Raw genomic sequence first — 19,441 nt, 5'->3', positions numbered from 1 at the left:
TTCCACAATACTTATGTGACCATCCCCTCCAACTTTCCGGTTCGGTTATCCGATAGCTAAGCACATCCATCCTGCGGGATTGAAGGAGTCAGGTAGGTTGGCTGGTGGCTGGGGTTTATGGGTATTTGGGGTTGAGGGTAGCTAGGGACGAGTGCTGGGAGTACAGAAAGAACCGGTAATGGTGTTCCTTACTTAATCGTAACGGTTGTTTCTTTAAAATGTACCACTTGATATTCGAGGTTCTCATGAAAAGGTTTAACCGTTAATTGAAATTCCACACCACTAATATCATCAGGTAAAGATGGTGTTACTACAAAAGAATGCTGCATCCCCCTTCTTGACCCACACCCACCATCTTGCCTACAATGATATTCAGGTGAAATGAACAATTCAAAGCTAGCATGTCCTAACCTAACAAATGGTTCCGATGTATTGACCTCAGTTTCGACACACACTATGCTGGCATTGGTGTATTGTTTCATATATGTCACTGCATACGACATGTTGTCAATTGCCACTGATTTTAAAATTGGAACGAATTTCAAAAACCCAGTCGGTTCTATGAGGGGTAGAAAATGCTCCTCGCCTATCATATATGCCGAAAAGATCCTTTGTAGCCAAGCCTCATTAAGACCGAACTTTTGGCTCCAGTCTGAGATCAAATCCTGATGCGGAAATCCTGGATTATTATTTGATAATTCTTTACGCTTAGCTAACAATTCACAAATTTGCTCATCAACAAGAATCAAATCCTCGCAGTAATGATCGGTTGGAGGATGAAATGAAATTCGCATTGGCGACGATGTTCTTGTCAATTTTGTTACCCCCTCTTTCATTTTGACCATTTCATTCCAATAATGCCCATCAATATCATAGCAACATAGCTGACAAAAATAAAAAGTACTATTTTTCAATTAGAGTTAGCTTTAGCTTGGCCCCACAATGAGGACATACTTTGGCAGACTGTGCATTTCTCTTGTGCAAGTCTTACAGGACGTTAATTGATCCATAATCAAACCCACCTCTCGGTTCTCTCAACTACGTTAACATTTTAATATATTAATGCCTTTACGGTTTGAAGCATCCCAATAAAGATAAGGCAAATACCAGAGATTCGTTCACCTCGAATAAGCCTTCTTCTTTCCATAGGTAATCTTTCTTTGAGCCAATCAATATACCAGCCCTGGGATGAGAGAAATGTAATCACCAAACCAAAAGCAATCAGAAGCAACCCAAATAATGTGCCAAACTTCCACCATCACACCTCCTAGTAGCTCCTGGCGGCAATTTGATCATTATTCTTAGTATTATTTCCACCATTATCCTCCATTTCCTGCAATAAGAACACAATAAGAGCGCCCGAAAACGCTCCGTTAGTTACTAAAACTCCCCTATCCCACGCATCCCTCCAGCCTCCCAGTCAGTTATCCACTAGGTAAGACATCCATCCTGCGGGATTGAAGGAGATCCGGTAGTTGACTGGTCGCTGCGATTTATTGGCCGAGACTTGGGGGTGAGGGGTAGCAGACGGTACAGGTGGCAAGAGTTGAGAAATTGTGATCTGTGATCAATCCGAGTATCTTTTGATTGCTATGATTGTCTGCTAGTTATGACTTTCAAGATTTCCTTTAAAGTTTTATCAATACTGTTTAGCTTACGAACGTACCAGACTACCACTATTATTAATGCTACGGGAATTACAACAATCGGTGATATAATTCCAAATTCTAACGGGGATATAAAAGCTGGGAAAAGGAACATCGATACTACCTCCTTCAATTTCGCTTTGGAGTCCAGATTAGTATTAATTCACACAGCTAGTTACCCACTACCCCCTTACACCAACCTATCCCCCACCCGCCTTTCCCGGTATCCAGCAAGGAAGCGCATCCCATCCTGCAGGATTGAAAGAGTCTCGGTGGGTTGACGGGTGGCTGGGGGTTATGGGTGTTTGGGGTTGAGGGTTTGTGTGACGCAAGAAGCCTGCAGTGTAATATGCTGCTGCATTCAATCTATTCATCTAGCTTTGACTTAATTTTATAGGCAAAATTCACAACAGCTTGTCCGTCTTTTAGCAAATATGTACCGGCCACAATTTGAAATATCGGACCAATCATTTGGATAAGATTTATAACAATTTGGTTTGGCATTGCAACTACTCGGCTTGGCATGGGACCACCTAAAACATTAATTATAACCGGAATGAAGCTAATAAAGTTGACTAAGCCGCTTATGATATTCATAGCGCCAACCAGTTTCAGCCCAATTGTGAAAATTCGTTTCTCATCCATAGTGTTTCCCCCTCCATACCAATGTCTACTTTTACTCATTCATGACTATTAAAACATGAAAATTAAGTAAGACTTAGTTACCTCTATACTTCTCCATTTTCCGGAATATTCCTTTTACTTTTGTAAGCCTCGAATACAATAAACCGGAAATTCTAAAACGCTCCGGTGAGGCCAATACACTCCCTCATCCCACCACCTTCCCGTATCCACCAGACAAGGACATCCCATCCTGCGGGATTGAAGGAGTTCGGTGGTTTGACAGGTGAGCTAGGGTTTTATGGGGATTTGGGGGCGAGAGATAGCGGGAAGAGCGGTGTGTTGGAGGCGATAATGTTCCGTGGAATACCGCTGATTTAATGATATTACAACTTAGCTAAACATGATATTAAGCTTCACCGTAATATCGTGCATAATACAGAGAACCCTTTTTTGTTACTTTTACATTAATTAAATGGTTTCCTGATGTATCGATCGGGGGTCTCGTTAGCGAATAAATTTTTGCGTTTTGTAATTCCAGACTATTTCTGTCTAATTCAGTTTGAAATTGATTCACTACAATTCCTGTGGTCAAAGCACTAATTGGATGCTCCGATAGAAACAAATACGTTCTTATTGCCATCTGTGGTGTAGAGTGAGCCTGGGATGCAACATCCCATGTAAAAACAAAGCAAACAGTAATAAACGTAATGACCGCAACAACGAGTTTTCTTTTCAAAGTATGCCCCTCCGCGTATCTTTATTTCCCCTCCACGCAGCTCCGCATCATGTGCCGCATCCCCACACCTTCCCCTATCCACCAGGCAACCACATCCCATCCTGCGGGATTGAAGGAGTCCGGTGGGTTGACTAGTGGCTTGGGGTTTATAACATGGCGGGTATTTGGGCTTGTTGGTAGCGGGATACGGGCGGAAGTGGTGCAAGTGACTTACAGTGGCATCAGGAAAGTTATGACTCGGTTCCTTCTATTCTCTCTAATTTATAAAGTACTGGATGAAGTCCATCGGCACAACAGAATATTTCAGTTCCTTTCTGCCTAACCCAAGGATAATCATGCCCTAATGCTAAATAAACAACCTTGTCTTGAATCCCTGCCCAAGCCCAACTACAAAATCCTTCAGGTTTATTACAATTTTTTGTTATGAACTCTTGTCCTTCTTTATATTTTGAACACTTTGTTGGAACTCCCTCTGAAGCGTACTTTTCATGGATATCGCCAACATCGAGTTTTTTGAGAACCGAAATTTTTACATCATAATATTTTGTTGCTCCCATCTCTTTAACCTCTTTCATGGATTCTGTCTTCAACACGTATTCCATCAGTCAAACTAAACCAACCTTCCAAACTTGTCGGTTTAAACACTCTCAAGTGACCCATCCCCTCATCCCTCCAGCTTTCCGGTTCGGTGAGCGCCTTTGGATAGGTAAGGACATCCCGCAGCATTGGCTGTTTGGGTTACTTTGTCCATCCAACGCTCTCCGGATAAATAACTACCCCCGCTATCCTGGACGAAATATTGCCCCTTTAAGTTGTCCGCCAATTGACGAAATTGAGGTCCGGGTCAGTTCTAATTCCTAATAATACCACTGTACTCCGACAAATTGTTGCTCCATTTAAAAATCCAGAGCTACACGTCCTGGATTTGCAAAGCTGTTTAGATTATTTGGTTTTTCGTGGGTGGGATTTTCATCCTATCTTTATTAACTTTATAATATGGCGGCTATTTCTTATTGAGCTTAGCGGGGCGCTACAGACGAGGTGAATTAAGTATCCAAAAAAATATGTTGGGCCGTTGACTCTGACTCTGTTGAACTGATTATGCAAAATTAGGTGGAATACAGTTAAATAGTGTTAGTATAATTTAAATTTAAAGTAAAATAGGGCCTTTAGGAAACCTATTAAAATGTGCCTCAAAATATTTATCAATCATCTTTGGTGATTTATCAAATAAAAGATCCTTACATATTATAAAAGCCGGAATATTAAGCGATTTATCTTTTAGATAATTAACTAGATCAACCACTTCGGTACGAGGAATTTCCCGACTAAAAAATATCCCCGCTATCCTGAGCGGAATATTGCCGCTTTGATTTGTCCGCCAATTGACGGAATTGGCGTCCAGGCTAGTTCTTACCGCTCTCTTTCCTAATTATACCACTGTACCTCGACAAATTGTAAAAATCCAGAGCAACACGCCCTGGATTCGCAAAGCCGTTTATATTATTTGGTTTTTCGCAGGTGGGGGGATTTTAGCCTACAACTCGAACACCAGCTAGGCGGTTATTTCTTCTTGAGGTTAGCTTGGGTGTGGGTGGCGCGGTGAGAAATTGGTAGGTTAGATTAGAATAATTGGAAGCTGCTTTACATACTATTTTTCCGGCTCGAATGAACAATGTACATGCTTCATCTTCCACTTCCCTCTATTTCTTTCCAAATATATTGTCGTTCTTACTGCTGGTTTGGGAAAACTCTTATACCTTGCATAAAAACAAACACAAGCAGCACTTTCTGTTTTAAAATAATGAATATTTTCCATTGTTAATTCTTCAACAGTACCTGATTCTGTTTTTTTACCATTTCGAAAAAATTCATTCAATAATTTTAATGCTCATCTACGGAATATGTATCATTATTTTTATGATTATCAAAATATACTAATTCACTATTATCTTCAGGATAAAACGATTTCAATTTTTCTATATTTCTTTCAAGAAAGCACTTATCATACTCTTTAATAAAATTATTCAGTTCATCATCTTCAATTTTATCCAACATTTCTTATTCTCCAATCCCTAGAAAGTGAATTATTAGATCTCATATGATGCATCCCCACCACTTCCCCTATTCACCAGGCAACCACATCCCATCCTGCGGGATTGAAGGAGTTTGGTGGCTTGACGGGTGGCTGGGTTTTATCGCCAGTTACATAACGTTCTAATTCCACCATTATCTTTTATCTCCTGCAATGCGCTATCCATACAGCAAAAAACTAATTAGCACAGGCAGAATAACTTGACCCGTGCAATAAGTAGGGTCAACTCTTCCGTCAGATAATTGATTCAAACCATGATCTATCTGATAAACATTCTTCACTTCATGTATTTTACCAATTTTACAAAGTAGTTCTTTCGCATTTCATCCTCTCTTCCAATCTGATTTTAGCAGGAAGCAAGAGAGAGAAAAAGTCCGAATTTGATACACTTCTGAAATCTGTAATATTACCAGTGAGGTCAATGGTATAACTATGGTAGAGGCTAAACTGCTGTGTTAATGTATGGTACGCAAGATGCTGGCCATGATACATAAATCTAACCAACTTCTTTACATAGTGGTGGGCATTTCTACGTTCAATAACATCTTTGGTGTTCTTTTGTTAACGCCGGTATATAATTGATCACATGGTCAGATTTCACCCAGCGTTGTTGATTCTTAATCTAAGCTTAATATTGTTTCTGTTTCGTTCAGTTTTGTCAATTCAACACTTGTCCTCCACAAATCCTTCATATTTTCCTTGTTATAGGAAAGCTCCGATGATTTAATTTCCTTTGTACCGTCGAAATATTTCCCTGTAGTTTCGTTCAGTTCAGGATTCAATACAAGTGATGCTAGTGCATTTCCTGATGTTTCGGCCGTTGTGGCATTTTTATTAAACGATAACAATACAGGAAGGATATGTTTGAGCAAGAGCTTCATTAAAGGCGGAAAGGTGCGGGAAAATCCTGTGCCCGGCATCTGTCCCGGATTAAAAGCGTTGACTGTAAGGCTTTTATTTGTTTCTTTTGTTATTCTTTCATTGAGCTCATAAGTGCAATATATATTGCATAATTTAGACGTGGAATATCGACGTTGGCCAACAATATTCATACTTTCATTTTGACTCATTTCCTTTGGATAGGCGAGCAATCTGGCGTTCTCATATACGGGTGGAGCGACGATAGTCTTTTGCGCGGGGTCATGAGTTCCGCTGCTGACAAAGATTATTCGGCCAGAATTGGTCATTTTTCCGAGCAGCATATTGGTTAATAGAAAATGTCCGAGATGATTTATCCCAAAGGTGCTTTCAAAGCCATCTTTGGTGTAATAAGTTTTATCAACCATAATTAACCCTGCGTTACAAACCAGAGCATATAGGGGTGGATAATCGGAATTCAAAAATTTCGTTACAAAGCCTCTTACGGATTCTAATGATTCAAGGTCAAGTTCCAAAGATGTTATGTTGCTATTTTTAGTTTCCCTGATTAGTGAATTTACCGCTTCGTTTGCTTTAGCTGCATTACGGCAAGCGAGTATGACATGATTATTTTTATGGGCTTTGGCAATGTTTTTGGCGCATGCGTAGCCCAATCCTGAGTTTCCGCCGGTTATAATAATCGTTTTTTTACTTGAATTCATTTCTGTTAACATGATTTCACTCCATTTAACTGAATTAACATGCCGATCGTTGACACTGTCAACGTAAATAAGTATACCCCAAAGCGTTGACAGTGTCAACACGTAATAGTAAAATGAATAAAGAATAAAGACAGAAATGAGGTTAATATGGAAAGTGGTAATGATACAAAACAAAAGCTGCTTGATGTCACAAGACAAATGATTGACGCCAACGGCATTGATTCAGTCAGTATGCGTGATCTTGGAAAAGAAATGAATCTATCCAGAAGTGCAGTTTATAGGCATTTTAAAAATAAAGATGATTTGCTTGCTGCAATTGTGACTGAAAATTTTGATGTGCTAATAAATCGTCTTCGTGAATTATTCGGAGAAATTGACGATCCCCGAAAACTTGTTTCTGAAATGTTATATACTTTTTATGATTTTGGTATAAAAAATTATGAACATTATCAATTAATGTTCATAAAGCAATGGGACAAAAGTCAATATGCCAATCTACATATTTCGGCTTTTGAATTATTTAGAATCATCTATAAATGTTTGGAAAAAGCTCATGAACAAAAACTCACTGTAAGTAAATCAGCCAAACAATTAACCGCAATGGGATCTGCATTTATTATTGGTCTTGTTGAACTCAATTCTGCCGGACATCTAGAATCTGAAAAAGGATTTGATGATCCAACTGGTTTGATAAATTCATTTTTGGATTTGATATTTAAAATCCCACCGAATTCCCAATCTGGGTTGTTCTGAATGTAAGAAGTGTAATGCTCGACCTGCCGCGAGTTGCCAAAATGTCGGGTTTGAAAACACATTAACAGTTTTATGCGCCATAAGAACCGTGCTGTAAGTCGGGTTAACTCTTCCGTCAGACAGTTTATCCAGACCACGATCAATCTGATAAACATTCTTCATGTAGTTTACCAATTTTACAAAGTAGTTCTTTCGCATTTCATCCTCTCTTCCAATCTGATTTTAGCAGGAAGCAAGAGAGAGAAAAAGTCCGAATTTGATACACTTCTGAAATCTGTAATATTACCAGTGAGATCAATGGTTTAATTGTGGTAGAAGCTAAACTGCTGTCTGGGACTATAACTAACTGCCCCTGCTCGTCTTTGGTGTACCCGAGGAATTTGTTATGGTTGACCAAGATTTTACCCTCTTGAAACCTATAACTTATTCCCATCTTGGTGATCTGAGATAAATTAGAACTCTCTTCTTGAAATTTTTAGGCTATTTCACATTTTTGCAAAACGCAGTAAAAATGCTGTGTTTAGGCTGGTTTGAAGCCCTCCCTAACCTCTCGATAAAAAATTTTCGATTAGGCTATTTTGATTTTTCACTGCTTCGAACTGTATTTTTTGCTTTTTCTCCGACTTCCATCTTCGCCCTTTGTGACATTACTTCGATGCTGTTTTTCAATCTGCACCGCTTGAAATGTTTCCTTAGTTATAATAGCCGGATTGTTATCTTTTGCCAGATAGTGTGCAGCGTGCTTTCCATCATCTAATAGCCTGACATTTCCTGTATACTTTTCATTACTGAGCATTACATCGATTGTCCGCTTACACCATTTTTCTTTTCCGGTAGGAGACTTTATTCCCAGTCGCTGTAATTCGGATACAATGCCTATTACACTCTTACCTTGAAGATACATATTGAAAATCAACTTTACATTTTTCGCCTCTTCATCTTTAATAATCAGGCTGCCATCCTTTGCATTCACATACCCATAGCACTTTCTGTTATACAGTTTTGAAGTGCCGTTTGCCGCATGTTGTCTAATTCCCCACATAATATTATCACTGCGTGATTCATTCTCTGCTTGAGCAATTGATTCTATTATAGAAATCATCAAGTCACTATCCGCATCTGCGGTATCCAATTCTTCTTGCTCAAATATGACACGAACTCCGAGAAGCTTCAATTGATTCAATGCATCAAGAATCTCTACAGTATCCCGTCCAAACCGACTGATGCTCTTCGTAAGTATGATTTCCAGATTATGAGATCGGCAATCTTCAAGCATTCGTGTAAACTCTCTACGAGAAGATCCTGTCTTGCTTGAAGCAATATCTATGTACACATCTACCAATAACCATTTTTTATTAGCTGCTGTTACTCTTGTGAAGTGTGATACCTGGGCAGTTAGACTTTGTAATTGCTCTGCACTGTTCGTACTGACCCGGGCATAAATCCCTACACGATTTGCATGCTTAGGTGGCATCGGTGGTATGAAATGAACTTTTTTGTTTTCTGACGTACTGGATACCTCCTAAATAATAGGATTTAAGCTTAACAGATAAACGGCTATTGGTCATTATTTGGCATACTAAGTTGAAACCGGGTTCTGCATATTGTTATACCAATTTGGCACATTCATTGCTTGATTAAGCATGATATTTACTTCGCTTTCTCCAAACGGAATAGCCCACGGTATAGTTTTCCCGCCGAAGTACACTCTCAAAGCTTTTTGCAAAAAGGCAGGTCTTAATCCTCGGGAAAGCATATATCTAACACCAAAAACATCCTTACTGGTCGCTGTTAACTTCCAGTTGTTAACATTTTCTGAAGTTAGTTGTTAGGTAAATAATGGTACAAGCTAAGAATAATGGGAGTTATTTCAAATATGCAGATATAAGCAATTTTTTCCGAATTTATTCTATAAGTATTAGTCCAAAATGATTTTGAACTTCGTCCTTCCCTCTCAAGGTTGAAATTTCGTAGCCATTATTCCTTACCGTTTGATAAACATCTATTCCGCAAGCTTCCATGGCAGGAGCTATTTTGTCGGGAAAATTGCACCATTGTGTATTGCATTCTTTACAACGTAAACATGGACCACTACCAAAGGCAATAGCCTTGTAATAGCCGTCGAGAAATATTTCTTTGGCAATCTTCACAGCAATATCTGTTACTAAAGACATTTCATGACATCTAAAAAGAATAGCCATATTGTAACAATCAATTATTTCTTGAGTCTGTTTATAACTTGGGGATTTTGGCGGGCAACACCAACTTTTTCCATAGCGTCCACAACCAAATTGGCATTTATAGATTGTCCAAGGAGCAGTCACAATTGATTTTGTATCAATGGATTTAATACTATCTGAACCAAAACTTTGTAGCAATTTCTATATACATTTTTTTTATAACAACATCATTTTTTCCATCGTACCTACCTCCTATTAATATAAATGATTAATTAACATACCCAATGATTTTTGCCTAACCTTCAATTATTCAACCAATGCGACAGAATATAAATATAATATAAACTAATCGGTATTTGCGTGATAGAAATCTTGTATTCTTAGAAAAACGAAAATCAATTTACGTTTCAAGGAACAATGAAATAGCACAATATAAAAGTAGTAATGCCATAACAATATTGATAATCTTTTGGTTTTGAACAAGAAGTTTTTGAAATACAGAACCAAATAGTGACCAGCAACAAGTAGCTATAAACCCAACGGAAGCGAGAATTGCTGAAAATATTGCTAGTACAACCACTGACCTGTAGTAAGGCACAATAAAAGTTGAAACGGTTGTAATTCCGTAAAGGATAACCTTCGGATTTACAAACTGAAGAAGAAATCCAGCTTGGAAAGTGTTTGTTTTCTTTTTGTCGTTGCTATCACTATTACCCTCACTGTGATGGTCACTTTTATATGTCTTCCACGCAAGCCAAAGAATATAAACAGCTCCGATGAAAGCCATAATTGGTTTTATAGAGGGCAAAAGACGGAAAAGTGTTACACTGAAAGTGCTACAAAGAGCAATAATTGTAAAGAAACCAAAGAAAATACCAATATTAAAAAATATACTTTTTTTAAATCCGTAACGACTGGCGTTTGACATGGACATTATATTATTTGGTCCCGGGGTAAAGGTTGTTATAACTACATACGATAAAAAAGCAGTAAAATTCGGCATATGACTCCCCTCTCTCTATTTTGTATGATATAATATACAATATGATTTTTATACAGCACATGTGCAATATAATAATATTAAATGTGCACTATATTGTCAATGGACGGTGGGATAATATTTTGGATAAATTGAATTATGTTATCGCCGAAAACTTAAAAAGACTTCGTGAAGAGAGAAAATTAAGCCTTGATAATGTATCAAGGCTTTCGGGTGTTAGCAAAAGTATGCTTGGTCAAATTGAAAGGGGCGAGGTAAACCCCACAGTATCAACGGTATGGAAAATTTCCAATGGTCTTAAAATATCCTTTACCCAGTTAATGAGCAGACCAGAAGCAGATATTGAGTGTATTGATAAAACCGAAATACAACCACTTATTGAAGATAACGGAAAATTTAGGAATTTCCCGGTATTTCCTTTTGATAGTGAACGAAGATTCGAGATGTACTCGCTTGAGATTGATGGTGGGGGTCATCTGGATGCAGAAGCACACCCTCATGGTACTCAAGAATTTATTACTGTATTTTCAGGTGAGGTTATCATAAGTGTAAATAATGATAATTTCGTAGTAACTACAGGCAATTCAATACGATTTAAGGCTGATAGTCCACATAGTTACAAAAATTCGGGTAGTGAAGTCTGCACATTATGTATGGTTATTTACTATCCACAATAGGATGTTATAAATCCAAGACCAGCAAAAACTAACTTCCACTAATCCTACAAACTTACACCTTAATAATATTTTTTATACTTCCAGTTATGTACATTTGCAACACCCTCGACTACCAAACCAAATTATCTCAGGAAGAAGAGCCGGAACACATTTCTGTACAAAAAACATAAAAATAATGTTTCCCCACACTACTCCTGCATCATAGGGAAACACATGATTTATTGCCATAAACCACTACATATAGTGGCTATACCACTGGATCTACGCTATATTTAGCGTTGTGTTTTCTATCGAGCCGAACTACCGTCTCAATGCGGTGTGTACATGCCAACGCCTCGATAGAAAACACCACATGTAGTATGTGGTGTTAATCTTTTGTACTATATCTTGTGGTTGTGTTTTCTAGTGAGGCGAACGATCGTCTCAACGTGCCCGGTCAGTGGAATTTGTCGGTTTAGAAACACACAAAATAAGAAAACACCCCATGTGACTTGAAATCTTCAATCACATGGGGTGTTTAAACTTAAGCTCTCCTAGTTCCCGATCAACTGTCCAAGCTGTTGTTCAATCCCTTGACTGACGACAGTTTCTCCCCCAAAGATAGTCGCTCCGGTCAGTTTCTTGCCTTTCAGATAATTCACGACTTGATCGGAAAGACTTCCGTCAGCCAGAATAATCGAGGTATTGTGATTCGCTGCATAGACACTGCCGGCTAAGGCATCCGGGAAGTTGTTGCCGGTGGCAACGCAGATGCTTTGCCCGGCTAAGTTGAAGTATTGGGTAACCGCTAAAGAGGTAGCGTAACGGTCCTGACCGGCAATTCTTATAATATTGCTCTTATCTAAGGAAGTGATTTGCTCAACCTGACTTTCCACCGCTGAGCTGATGACCCCTTCTCCTCCGATGATAAAGACCTTACTCGGTTTAATTGTGGCTATTTCACTCTTGATGACATCACTGATGCCGTCTTTTTGAACCAAAAGGATGGGGTACTGGTTTTCCGCTGCAATACTGCTGATGGATAGAGCGTCCGGGTAGTTTCCGCCATAGGCCAGGACAATTGGGGTTCCGCTCTTGACCTGTAGTTGATCGGCGATTTTACTGCAGGTATCATAGAGGTCTGTTCCGCCCAGTCTCGTGATCTGACTGAAGCCTTCAGCTTTGATTTGATCTTCCATATCAGCGCTGACCACGGCTGTACCGCCCAGGATATAGACATTCTCTGTCGGAGCGAGATTCGCCTTCAGATAGTCTAAGACTTTCTCTTGATCGGCTTCTGAGCTGCCGACCAAGAGAATCGGGGCATTCAGTTTGTAAGCCAGAACACTTCCGGCTAAGGCGTCCGGATAGTTGTCGGCAGTCGCTAAGACCACATTGGACAGCGTTCCGGTATAGTTTGCTTTGGCGATCGCCAAGGCGGTATCCACCTGGCTTTGTCCCGCCAGACGACGGACTCCGGTGACAGGGGTACTCATTTTAAAATCCCAGTGGACAAGTTCTTGACCTACGGATATGGTCGGACTGGTATACGTTTCATAGCCGTCTTTGGAGGCTGCGATATAATAATCTGTGTTAGGGAAGACCATAAAGCCATAGGCACCCAATGCATCGCTGGTCTGCGGATTCTGATTGTTATTGGGTTTAATTCCATCAATGCCCGGCAAGGTTACGACCGTGTCCGGTGTTTTGCCGTTGGTCTTGTTACGTTCCGTGTCAGCATAATACAGCGTTACCTTTGCTCCGGCAATAGGCTTACCCGTTGCCGCATCCGTGATGATTCCATAGGGGTCAATTAAGGTGCATTTTAAACTTACGGTCCCACTGCTTGAAACCGTGACTTCCAAGGTTCCCAGTGTAACAGTTTGACCATTGCCTAAATCATAGGTGATCTTATATTGATTGTCCGTTCCTTTGACCAAGCTGCTAAAATCGACCGTTCCATCCGCAGAAACGCTTATTGACGAACCTCCTGCTGATACATAGCTTACTTTTGTCAGATCGCTTAAAGGACTTACGGTTCCATCCGGCTGTTGGAGAGTTACAGTTTGGGCTGCCGGCAGAGACACAGTGTAATTTCCGTTGCTGTCGGTCGTTACAGTTCCTGTCAAATTGGAAACATTAGCACCAGTTGTTCCGTCCACAACACTGCCGGTAACCGTCGTTCCTCCGCTCGATACGCTGCTGCCGCCCGACGAACTTCCGCTGCTTCCGCCGCTGCCGCTGCCGCCGCTAGCTCCGTTATAGGTAAAGGCCGCCGTGAGGGTAGTTGCTCCCGCGGGCATGGTGAAGGTAGTCGCTGCTCTGTTTGAGTCGGCAAAAGTTCCCCCGTTGGAGGATGTCCAGCCGTTAAAGCTATAATTGCTATCCGCTGTAGCCGCAAGGCTGATGATATCTCCCGCTGCATAGTTGCCGCTGCTGCCTTCCGTAATGGTTCCGCCGCTGCCGGCTGTGATGGTCAGAGCATAGGCTGAAGTCTGGACCGCATTGACCGATACACTAATACTGGTGGTCAGCGGGACGTTATTCGTATTTACCACGCCTGCCGGTAAAGTTACTGTGCCGCTGATGGTGAAAGCCTGCGCAGTGGTTGACGATGGGGCATAGGCGCAGGAATCTACGTTCCAGATCACGTTTGCCTGCACATTTCCACGATCCGTCACCATTGTTACTGTGCTTGGCAGTCCCAGCGCAGACGCTGTTTTGGCTGTGCCGTTGGCCACGCCGGTGATCGCTGCCGGGGTTGTGATGTTCACAAGGGTTTTGACTGGGTTCCACTGGGCATACAGTGTGACAGTGTCTTCCCCCATAGTGAATGTGTCCCCTGATTGATAACTTATGGCACTGCCAGTTGTAGCTGTACTCCACCCAGCAAAGGTGTAACCAGTTTTCACGAGATTTCCTGTATTACCTAAAACCGTTACATTTTGTCCGTAAACATAATTCTTGACATCAGTAGGTACACTACCTCCGTCGCTTCCATTGCTATTGTAAGTCACACCATAGATTGTCTGTATTTTCTTAATAGCAGAATTATCTGCAACGTAGATGTTCCCACTGCTGTCCACCGCGACGCCATAGGGAATACTATAGCCAGAGCCTAAGGTGACGATGTTTGTTCCGTCGGCATCCATTCTCAAGATGGCGTTATTAAAAGGGTCTGCAACGTAGATCCTCCCGCTGCTGTCTAGCGCGATGCCAATAGGCATGGAAAAACCCGAGGCTAGGGTAACGATGTTTGTTCCGTCAGCATTCGTTCTCTTGATGGTGTTATCATTCTTGTCTAAAAAGTAGATCCTCCCGTTGCTGTCTACTGCTACGCCCGCAATATTATAAAAGCCCGAAACTAAGGTGACGATGTTCGTTCCGTCAGCATCCATTCTCTTGATGGTGCCATCACCGGCGACTTCTACATAGATCTTTCCGCTGCTGTCTACCGCCACGCTACAAGGGTTGGCAACACCCGAGTCTATGGAAAAACCCGAGGCTAGGGTGACGATGTTTGTTCCGTCGGCATCCATTCTCTTGATGGTGTTAGTACCAGCATCTGCAACATAGATCTTTCCGCTGCCGTCTACCGCGATGGCAACAGGACTAACAATACCCGAGCCCAGGGTGACGATGTTTGTTCCGTCGGCATCCATTCTCTTGATGGTGTTAGTACCAGTACCAGTGTCTACAACATAGATCTTTCCGCTGCTGTCTACCGCGATGCTAGAAGCTGTGATAGAACTCAAGGAAGTAATATCTATTACCGTCAAGGTTGCCGCATTACTTGTCACACTATTACCCGCTGAATCGCTGACCACTGCGGAATAGCTTCCCGAATTAACCCCCTGGACATCGGGGATATTCAAGGTCGCTCCTGTCGATCCGCTTATGGGAACTCCGTTTTTCTGCCACTGGTAGCTTAAGGTTCCTGTCCCTACTGCCGTAACACTGAAGCTCGCTGACTGGCCTACTTCGGCCGCCTGAGCCGCCGGCTGGGCAGTTATGGTTGGGGATACTGCCGCCCAGGCCGGCATGGCCAAGATACAGAACTGAAAAAACAACGCGAACAGTAAAATCGAAATAAATTTTTGTAAAGGATTATCTTTGGAGAAATGCAAAGCTATCCACTCCTTTCTATTTTAAAGCTCAAATTTTTCATAACTCCTCGACGTTACGGATTGATGAGCATAAGTACTCAGTCCCTTTTAGGCAGGTAAGTTACCCGAGGAACCGCCTATTCCTGACATGTCTACCAAATTGTCTCGAATATTTCCCTAGTCTCCTATCAACTGACCCAGCTGCTGTTCAATGCCCTTGCTTACCACAGACTCACCACCGAATATCGTCGCTCCGGTCAGCTTTTTATTCTTCAAATAATCCATAACCTGATCCGACAAACTTCCGTCAGCCAGAATAATCGAGGTATTGTGATTCGCTGCATAGACGCTGCCGGCTAAGGCATCCGGGAAGTTATTGCCGGTAGCAACGCAGATGCTTTGCCCGGCTAAGTTGAAGTATTGGGCAACCGCTAAAGAGGTAGCGTAACGGTCCTGACCGGCAATTCTGATAATGTTGCTCTTATCTAAGGAAGTGATTTGCTCAACCTGACTTTCCACCGCTGAGCTGATGACCCCGTCTCCTCCGATGATAAAGACCTTACTCGGTTTAATTGTGGCTATTTCATTCTTGATGACATCACTGATGCCGTCATTTTGAACCAAAAGGATGGGGTATTGATTTTCCGCTGCAATACTGCTGATGGATAGAGCGTCCGGGTAGTTTCCGCCATAGGCCAAGACAATTGGGGTTCCGCTCTTGACCTGTAGTTGATCGGTGATTTTACTGCAGGTATCATAGAGGTCTGTTCCGCCCAGTCTCGTGATCTGACTGAATCCTTCCGCTTTGACTTTAGCTTCCATATCAGTATCAGTGCTGACCACCGCAGTACCGCCCAGAATATAAACGTTTCCTGACGGATCAAGGTTTGACTTCATGTAATCCAGGACTTTTGCTTGATCGGCTTCTGAGCTGCCGACCAAGAGGATCGGGGCATTGAGTTTATAAGCCAAAACACTTCCGGCTAAAGCATCCGGATAGTTGTCGGCAGTGGCTAAGACCACATTGCTCAATTTGTTGGAGTATTCTGCCTTGGCAATGGCCAGAGCAGTATCAACTGGGTTTTGACCATACAATCTTTGTACACTGCTGACTATTGGCGTTGTTGTGGGTGTCGTTGAAGTGGTGACACCTGTCCCTCCATCATCGGTTCTATTTCCGCCGCCTCCGCCGGATGAATAGCTGCCCGTGCTGACGGCCACAACACAGCTTACACTGCTATCAGGATTGTCGGCACTGGTGACAGTAATGGTTCCATACCTGCTGAGATTGGGGTAACGGTGGCTGTAAGTCCGCTGCCGCTGACACTGGCAATGCTTGGGTTGCTGCTCGTCCAAGTAACACTTTGATTCGAAGCGTTGCTGGGGTTGATACTGGCTGTCAGTGTTCCAGCACTTCCCCCGGCTGTCAGAGCCAGTGTTGTCGGTGTGACGCTGATGCCGCTGACCGGGACATAAGAGACAAACGGGGTGAAGATACTGAAGCTCTTAACTGAAACCATTAATGCCGAGGGATTGCCGCTGCTATCATATTGAATCGTGCATTGGTTGTTTTGCACTGTCAAATACTCTGTCGAGCCATCACTGTGCTGAATATACACACCCAGAGAATTTTTCCATTCGCCGAATTGGGCTGGATCACTCGGAGGTGTCAGTCCGGTCAAAGGCACCAGGATCTGGACGGCCGGAGTGCTGTCTTGTGCCAACTCAGAGGTGTTTAAGTTGGTTTCAATATTCACCGATTGGCCTATAACTGCTGTTGGATTCGAACCAGACAATCCACCTGAGCCGGACGACTGGATTGCGGTAAAGACCGCGCCTTGGATTTGATTTGTTTGAACCGAGTCGATAACAGGAGTTACGGTTGCCACCAAATTTGTTCCTCTCGGGGAAGCCGCTTGCAAGGTTGCGGCTGAGATTTGGACTCCGCCGATGGGGCTCGTCAGGTTCAGGCCTAAAGCGGCGCTGGTTACGCTTGAGACCACCGTATCCGGTACGGTGAGCTGAACTTGGGCAACGGCTCCCGGATCTTCGACCTGGATGAAGCTGGCATTAGTTTGGGTGGCGGTAGTAACCGCCGTCGCAGCATGGCTGAAATCTAATGCGATGGTGTCCCAGCTCTGCTGGTTGCTCAGGGTCTGCCGTGTCACCGGTACCTGGGCGGCGGTTGTGGTATTGTTGGCGCTGCTGCCCATATCATAGGTTTGACCTACCACGCCACCTACACTTTCACTTCCTTTAATAAAGCTGTCGGTCACGCCCAGGTTTTGTACCACGGCATCCTTAATAAAGCCGAACAGACCTTGGAAAGGTGTACTGGGATTATTAATATACACACCTTTAACATGATGCCCACCCCCATCAAAGGTGCCTGTGAACTCGTAGCCATAGCTTTTGCCAATGGGGGTCCATCGCTTGGCTGTGGTACTCGCAGCGGTCAAGGTGACACCCGGGTTTAAGTCTATGTCCGCCGTCAGCTTAAAGAATTTGCCTTGGCTGTAGCTGCCGTCTGCTTTGACGTTGGCCGCCAGCATGGCCAGATCGTAGCTGTCAGCAATCAGGTAAGCGTTTTCTTCATCCGCGCCGGTGCCCCCGCTGTAAGAATAATCAGGGTCGGCAGTAAGAGGTGTGCCGTCCCACACCGGTTTGGTCAAGGGCATCATCGTCAGGCTGGGATTCCCGACCGGAGTCTGCCCTGCCGTGATTGCCGACGGCGTGGTTGTCACCGGGCTGTCATCCATTTCTAAAGATAAATAAGGTTCTGTGTTCGCACTGCCGTTTGCTGCGGATATTACTGGGAACGGCGGAGCTTCCTCATGGGCAAACACCGGGCTGACGCCCGTATAAACTATCATCAGGAGGGATAATATTAATAAGGAGGGATAATATTATTATTAAAAATTTTCGGCCAATGTGTTGATTCAAGCTGAAGCTCTCCCTTCTATCTGTTCTGCATATTTACGCTCTACACATTTATGGTTATCTCATCCGCCCTTGCGCGAATTATGTCACCTCCGCGTTTATTTTACACCTATTATAGAATTTCACGGACGTTTGTGCCTGTCGATGTCAAAAACTGACGGGGAAATGTAAAAAAGCCCACAAAAAGCCCGGGTATTTTCTACCCGGGCTTTTTGTGGGACTGCTTATCTCTATCGTGCTTGCTTACAAAGAGGCGGCATTAAATCCGATTCGCCAGGTGGGAGGCAAAACAGCTCCTTGCCTCGCTGATCTTGACGCTGACCGGGATATTGCTCCCGCCCGCCATCATCATGACGCCCTTAGACACCGCATAGACATGATCCAAATTAACTATAAAACTTTTATGACAGCGGTAGAACCGTTTATCATCCAGCCGCTGCTCCAACTCATCCAGCCGGATATAAAAGCAAAATGCTTCCTCCTGCCGGGTATGAATGGCGGCTACCCGGGCTGTGCTCTCCACATACAGAATATCGTCATAGCTTATGCGGTACACACCCTGTTTGTTGACCAGGGAGATGAACCTGTCTTTTTGAGAGGACAGGTGTTCCAGCGCCAGCGCCAGCGCTCCGGCCACGTTTTTCTCGTCCAAAGGCTTGAGCAGATATTGCAAAGCATGTACGCCATACCCATCCACAGCATGATCCCGGGAGTTGGTAGCAAAGACGATGACGCAGTTCCTGTCTAACTCCCTTATTTCCCTGGCAACCTCCACACCGTCGGCCACTCCCATAAATACATCCAGGAAGTAAATATTGGCGCCGTGCCCGCAGCGTATGGCGTCCAACAGCTCCTCGCCGCTGGCGTATTCGCTGATTTGCAAAGGGGATGCCGCCACCGTGGACAATATCTCGATGATGCGCCTGCGCTGGTCGTACTCGTCGTCGCACACAGCAACGGTAAACATATCCGTTCTCCCCTTTGACAATGAATTGTGTTATCTACGGCTTGCTCTGCCTGCGCTTAGGATATATGATTATCATAATATAAATTCCACAAACAAAAAAGCAGGTGGCAGAATTTGCAGTGGCAGTGGCTTTACTATCCCGTTATACCCATTATCAC

At 43.0% G+C, this 19,441-nt stretch carries 17 protein-coding genes and 2 pseudogenes; 2 read left to right on the top strand and 17 right to left on the bottom strand.

Going from position 1 to position 19,441, the window contains the following annotated elements; translation table 11 throughout:
• Window positions 1–188: 188 nt before the first annotated feature.
• From DEAC_RS11895 to DEAC_RS11865, 8 genes are all read right to left on the bottom strand, one after another.
• Window positions 189–815, bottom strand: a complete 627-nt coding sequence (locus tag DEAC_RS11895) for a hypothetical protein (RefSeq protein ID WP_242847141.1) — start codon at window positions 813–815, stop codon at window positions 189–191.
• A gap of 1,197 nt (window positions 816–2,012) precedes the next feature.
• Complete coding sequence (locus tag DEAC_RS11885) at window positions 2,013–2,291, bottom strand: hypothetical protein (RefSeq protein ID WP_047810264.1); 279 nt, start codon at window positions 2,289–2,291, stop codon at window positions 2,013–2,015.
• Between the two features lie 385 nt (window positions 2,292–2,676).
• Window positions 2,677–3,006, bottom strand: coding sequence for a hypothetical protein (locus tag DEAC_RS11880; RefSeq protein ID WP_047810263.1), 330 nt, complete (start codon window positions 3,004–3,006; stop codon window positions 2,677–2,679).
• 230 nt (window positions 3,007–3,236) lie between these two features.
• Window positions 3,237–3,581 (bottom strand): TIGR04076 family protein, encoded by a 345-nt coding sequence (locus DEAC_RS11875; protein ID WP_242847140.1) that lies wholly within the window; start codon window positions 3,579–3,581, stop codon window positions 3,237–3,239.
• On the bottom strand, window positions 3,568–3,732 hold the full coding sequence (locus tag DEAC_RS23580; protein WP_161796451.1) for a hypothetical protein: 165 nt from the start codon (window positions 3,730–3,732) through the stop codon (window positions 3,568–3,570). The genes DEAC_RS11875 and DEAC_RS23580 overlap by 14 nt, the downstream gene beginning before the upstream one ends.
• Before the next feature lie 925 nt (window positions 3,733–4,657).
• Window positions 4,658–4,825 (bottom strand): nuclear transport factor 2 family protein, encoded by a 168-nt coding sequence (locus DEAC_RS24940; RefSeq protein WP_486598911.1) that lies wholly within the window; start codon window positions 4,823–4,825, stop codon window positions 4,658–4,660.
• A 65-nt stretch (window positions 4,826–4,890) separates the two neighbouring features.
• Complete coding sequence (locus DEAC_RS23575; protein WP_161796450.1) at window positions 4,891–5,064, bottom strand: hypothetical protein; 174 nt, start codon at window positions 5,062–5,064, stop codon at window positions 4,891–4,893.
• A gap of 654 nt (window positions 5,065–5,718) precedes the next feature.
• Window positions 5,719–6,693, bottom strand: a complete 975-nt coding sequence (locus DEAC_RS11865; RefSeq protein ID WP_053006406.1) for an SDR family NAD(P)-dependent oxidoreductase — start codon at window positions 6,691–6,693, stop codon at window positions 5,719–5,721.
• Between the two features lie 135 nt (window positions 6,694–6,828).
• Here DEAC_RS11865 and DEAC_RS11860 point away from each other — a divergent pair, with 135 nt between their 5' ends.
• Entirely contained in the window at window positions 6,829–7,434 is a 606-nt protein-coding gene (locus DEAC_RS11860) for a TetR/AcrR family transcriptional regulator (RefSeq protein ID WP_047810260.1), read from the top strand.
• Between the two features lie 322 nt (window positions 7,435–7,756).
• On the opposite strand, the pseudogene DEAC_RS24935 reads toward DEAC_RS11860, so the two are convergent.
• From DEAC_RS24935 to DEAC_RS11840, 5 genes and pseudogenes are all read right to left on the bottom strand, one after another.
• A pseudogene (locus tag DEAC_RS24935) lies at window positions 7,757–7,903 on the bottom strand (recombinase family protein); the annotation flags it as partial.
• A 117-nt stretch (window positions 7,904–8,020) separates the two neighbouring features.
• Window positions 8,021–8,908 (bottom strand): recombinase family protein, encoded by an 888-nt coding sequence (locus DEAC_RS11850; protein WP_047810258.1) that lies wholly within the window; start codon window positions 8,906–8,908, stop codon window positions 8,021–8,023.
• Window positions 8,909–9,013: 105 nt separating this feature from the next.
• Complete coding sequence (locus DEAC_RS23880) at window positions 9,014–9,190, bottom strand: hypothetical protein (protein ID WP_200903126.1); 177 nt, start codon at window positions 9,188–9,190, stop codon at window positions 9,014–9,016.
• Between the two features lie 148 nt (window positions 9,191–9,338).
• The gene (locus DEAC_RS11845; protein ID WP_152671395.1) at window positions 9,339–9,812 is read right to left on the bottom strand and encodes a DUF2284 domain-containing protein; all 474 of its coding nucleotides are present in this window, start codon (window positions 9,810–9,812) and stop codon (window positions 9,339–9,341) included.
• Window positions 9,813–10,014: 202 nt separating this feature from the next.
• On the bottom strand, window positions 10,015–10,617 hold the full coding sequence (locus DEAC_RS11840; RefSeq protein ID WP_047810257.1) for a LysE family transporter: 603 nt from the start codon (window positions 10,615–10,617) through the stop codon (window positions 10,015–10,017).
• A gap of 119 nt (window positions 10,618–10,736) precedes the next feature.
• Here DEAC_RS11840 and DEAC_RS11835 point away from each other — a divergent pair, with 119 nt between their 5' ends.
• Entirely contained in the window at window positions 10,737–11,291 is a 555-nt protein-coding gene (locus DEAC_RS11835) for a helix-turn-helix domain-containing protein (RefSeq protein WP_047810256.1), read from the top strand.
• A 533-nt stretch (window positions 11,292–11,824) separates the two neighbouring features.
• On the opposite strand, the gene DEAC_RS22705 is transcribed toward DEAC_RS11835, so the two are convergent.
• The 4 genes and pseudogenes from DEAC_RS22705 to DEAC_RS11810 form a co-directional block, all read right to left on the bottom strand.
• A complete protein-coding gene (locus DEAC_RS22705) occupies window positions 11,825–15,397 on the bottom strand; it encodes a cell wall-binding repeat-containing protein (RefSeq protein WP_083996106.1) in 3,573 nt (1,190 codons plus the stop codon).
• A 156-nt stretch (window positions 15,398–15,553) separates the two neighbouring features.
• A pseudogene (locus tag DEAC_RS11820) lies at window positions 15,554–16,492 on the bottom strand (cell wall-binding repeat-containing protein); the annotation flags it as partial.
• Window positions 16,493–16,605: 113 nt separating this feature from the next.
• Window positions 16,606–18,222: an Ig-like domain-containing protein gene (locus DEAC_RS11815; protein WP_047810254.1), complete on the bottom strand. Its 1,617-nt coding sequence runs from the start codon at window positions 18,220–18,222 to the stop codon at window positions 16,606–16,608.
• Window positions 18,223–18,575: 353 nt separating this feature from the next.
• Entirely contained in the window at window positions 18,576–19,283 is a 708-nt protein-coding gene (locus DEAC_RS11810) for a LytR/AlgR family response regulator transcription factor (RefSeq protein WP_047810253.1), read from the bottom strand.
• Window positions 19,284–19,441 lie beyond the last annotated feature (158 nt).

The sequence above is a fragment of the Desulfosporosinus acididurans genome, assembly GCF_001029285.1.
GTDB lineage: Bacteria > Bacillota > Desulfitobacteriia > Desulfitobacteriales > Desulfitobacteriaceae > Desulfosporosinus > Desulfosporosinus acididurans.
Note: the sequence above shows the minus strand (reverse complement) of the source record. Positions and strands in the feature narration are given on the sequence as shown.

Excerpts from the sequence above, each read along its gene's own strand:
- DEAC_RS24940 (WP_486598911.1), bottom strand. The coding sequence starts at position 4,825 with ATGGAAAATATTCATTATTTTAAAACAGAAAGTGCTGCTTGTGTTTGT.
- DEAC_RS11860 (WP_047810260.1), top strand. The coding sequence starts at position 6,829 with ATGGAAAGTGGTAATGATACAAAACAAAAGCTGCTTGATGTCACAAGA.
- DEAC_RS23575 (WP_161796450.1), bottom strand. The coding sequence starts at position 5,064 with ATGTTGGATAAAATTGAAGATGATGAACTGAATAATTTTATTAAAGAG.
- DEAC_RS11865 (WP_053006406.1), bottom strand. The coding sequence starts at position 6,693 with ATGTTAACAGAAATGAATTCAAGTAAAAAAACGATTATTATAACCGGC.
- DEAC_RS11875 (WP_242847140.1), bottom strand. The coding sequence starts at position 3,581 with ATGAAAGAGGTTAAAGAGATGGGAGCAACAAAATATTATGATGTAAAA.
- DEAC_RS11810 (WP_047810253.1), bottom strand. The coding sequence starts at position 19,283 with ATGTTTACCGTTGCTGTGTGCGACGACGAGTACGACCAGCGCAGGCGC.
- DEAC_RS11885 (WP_047810264.1), bottom strand. The coding sequence starts at position 2,291 with ATGGATGAGAAACGAATTTTCACAATTGGGCTGAAACTGGTTGGCGCT.
- DEAC_RS23880 (WP_200903126.1), bottom strand. The coding sequence starts at position 9,190 with ATGCTTTCCCGAGGATTAAGACCTGCCTTTTTGCAAAAAGCTTTGAGA.
- DEAC_RS11850 (WP_047810258.1), bottom strand. The coding sequence starts at position 8,908 with ATGCCACCTAAGCATGCAAATCGTGTAGGGATTTATGCCCGGGTCAGT.
- DEAC_RS23580 (WP_161796451.1), bottom strand. The coding sequence starts at position 3,732 with ATGCTGCGGGATGTCCTTACCTATCCAAAGGCGCTCACCGAACCGGAA.
- DEAC_RS11840 (WP_047810257.1), bottom strand. The coding sequence starts at position 10,617 with ATGCCGAATTTTACTGCTTTTTTATCGTATGTAGTTATAACAACCTTT.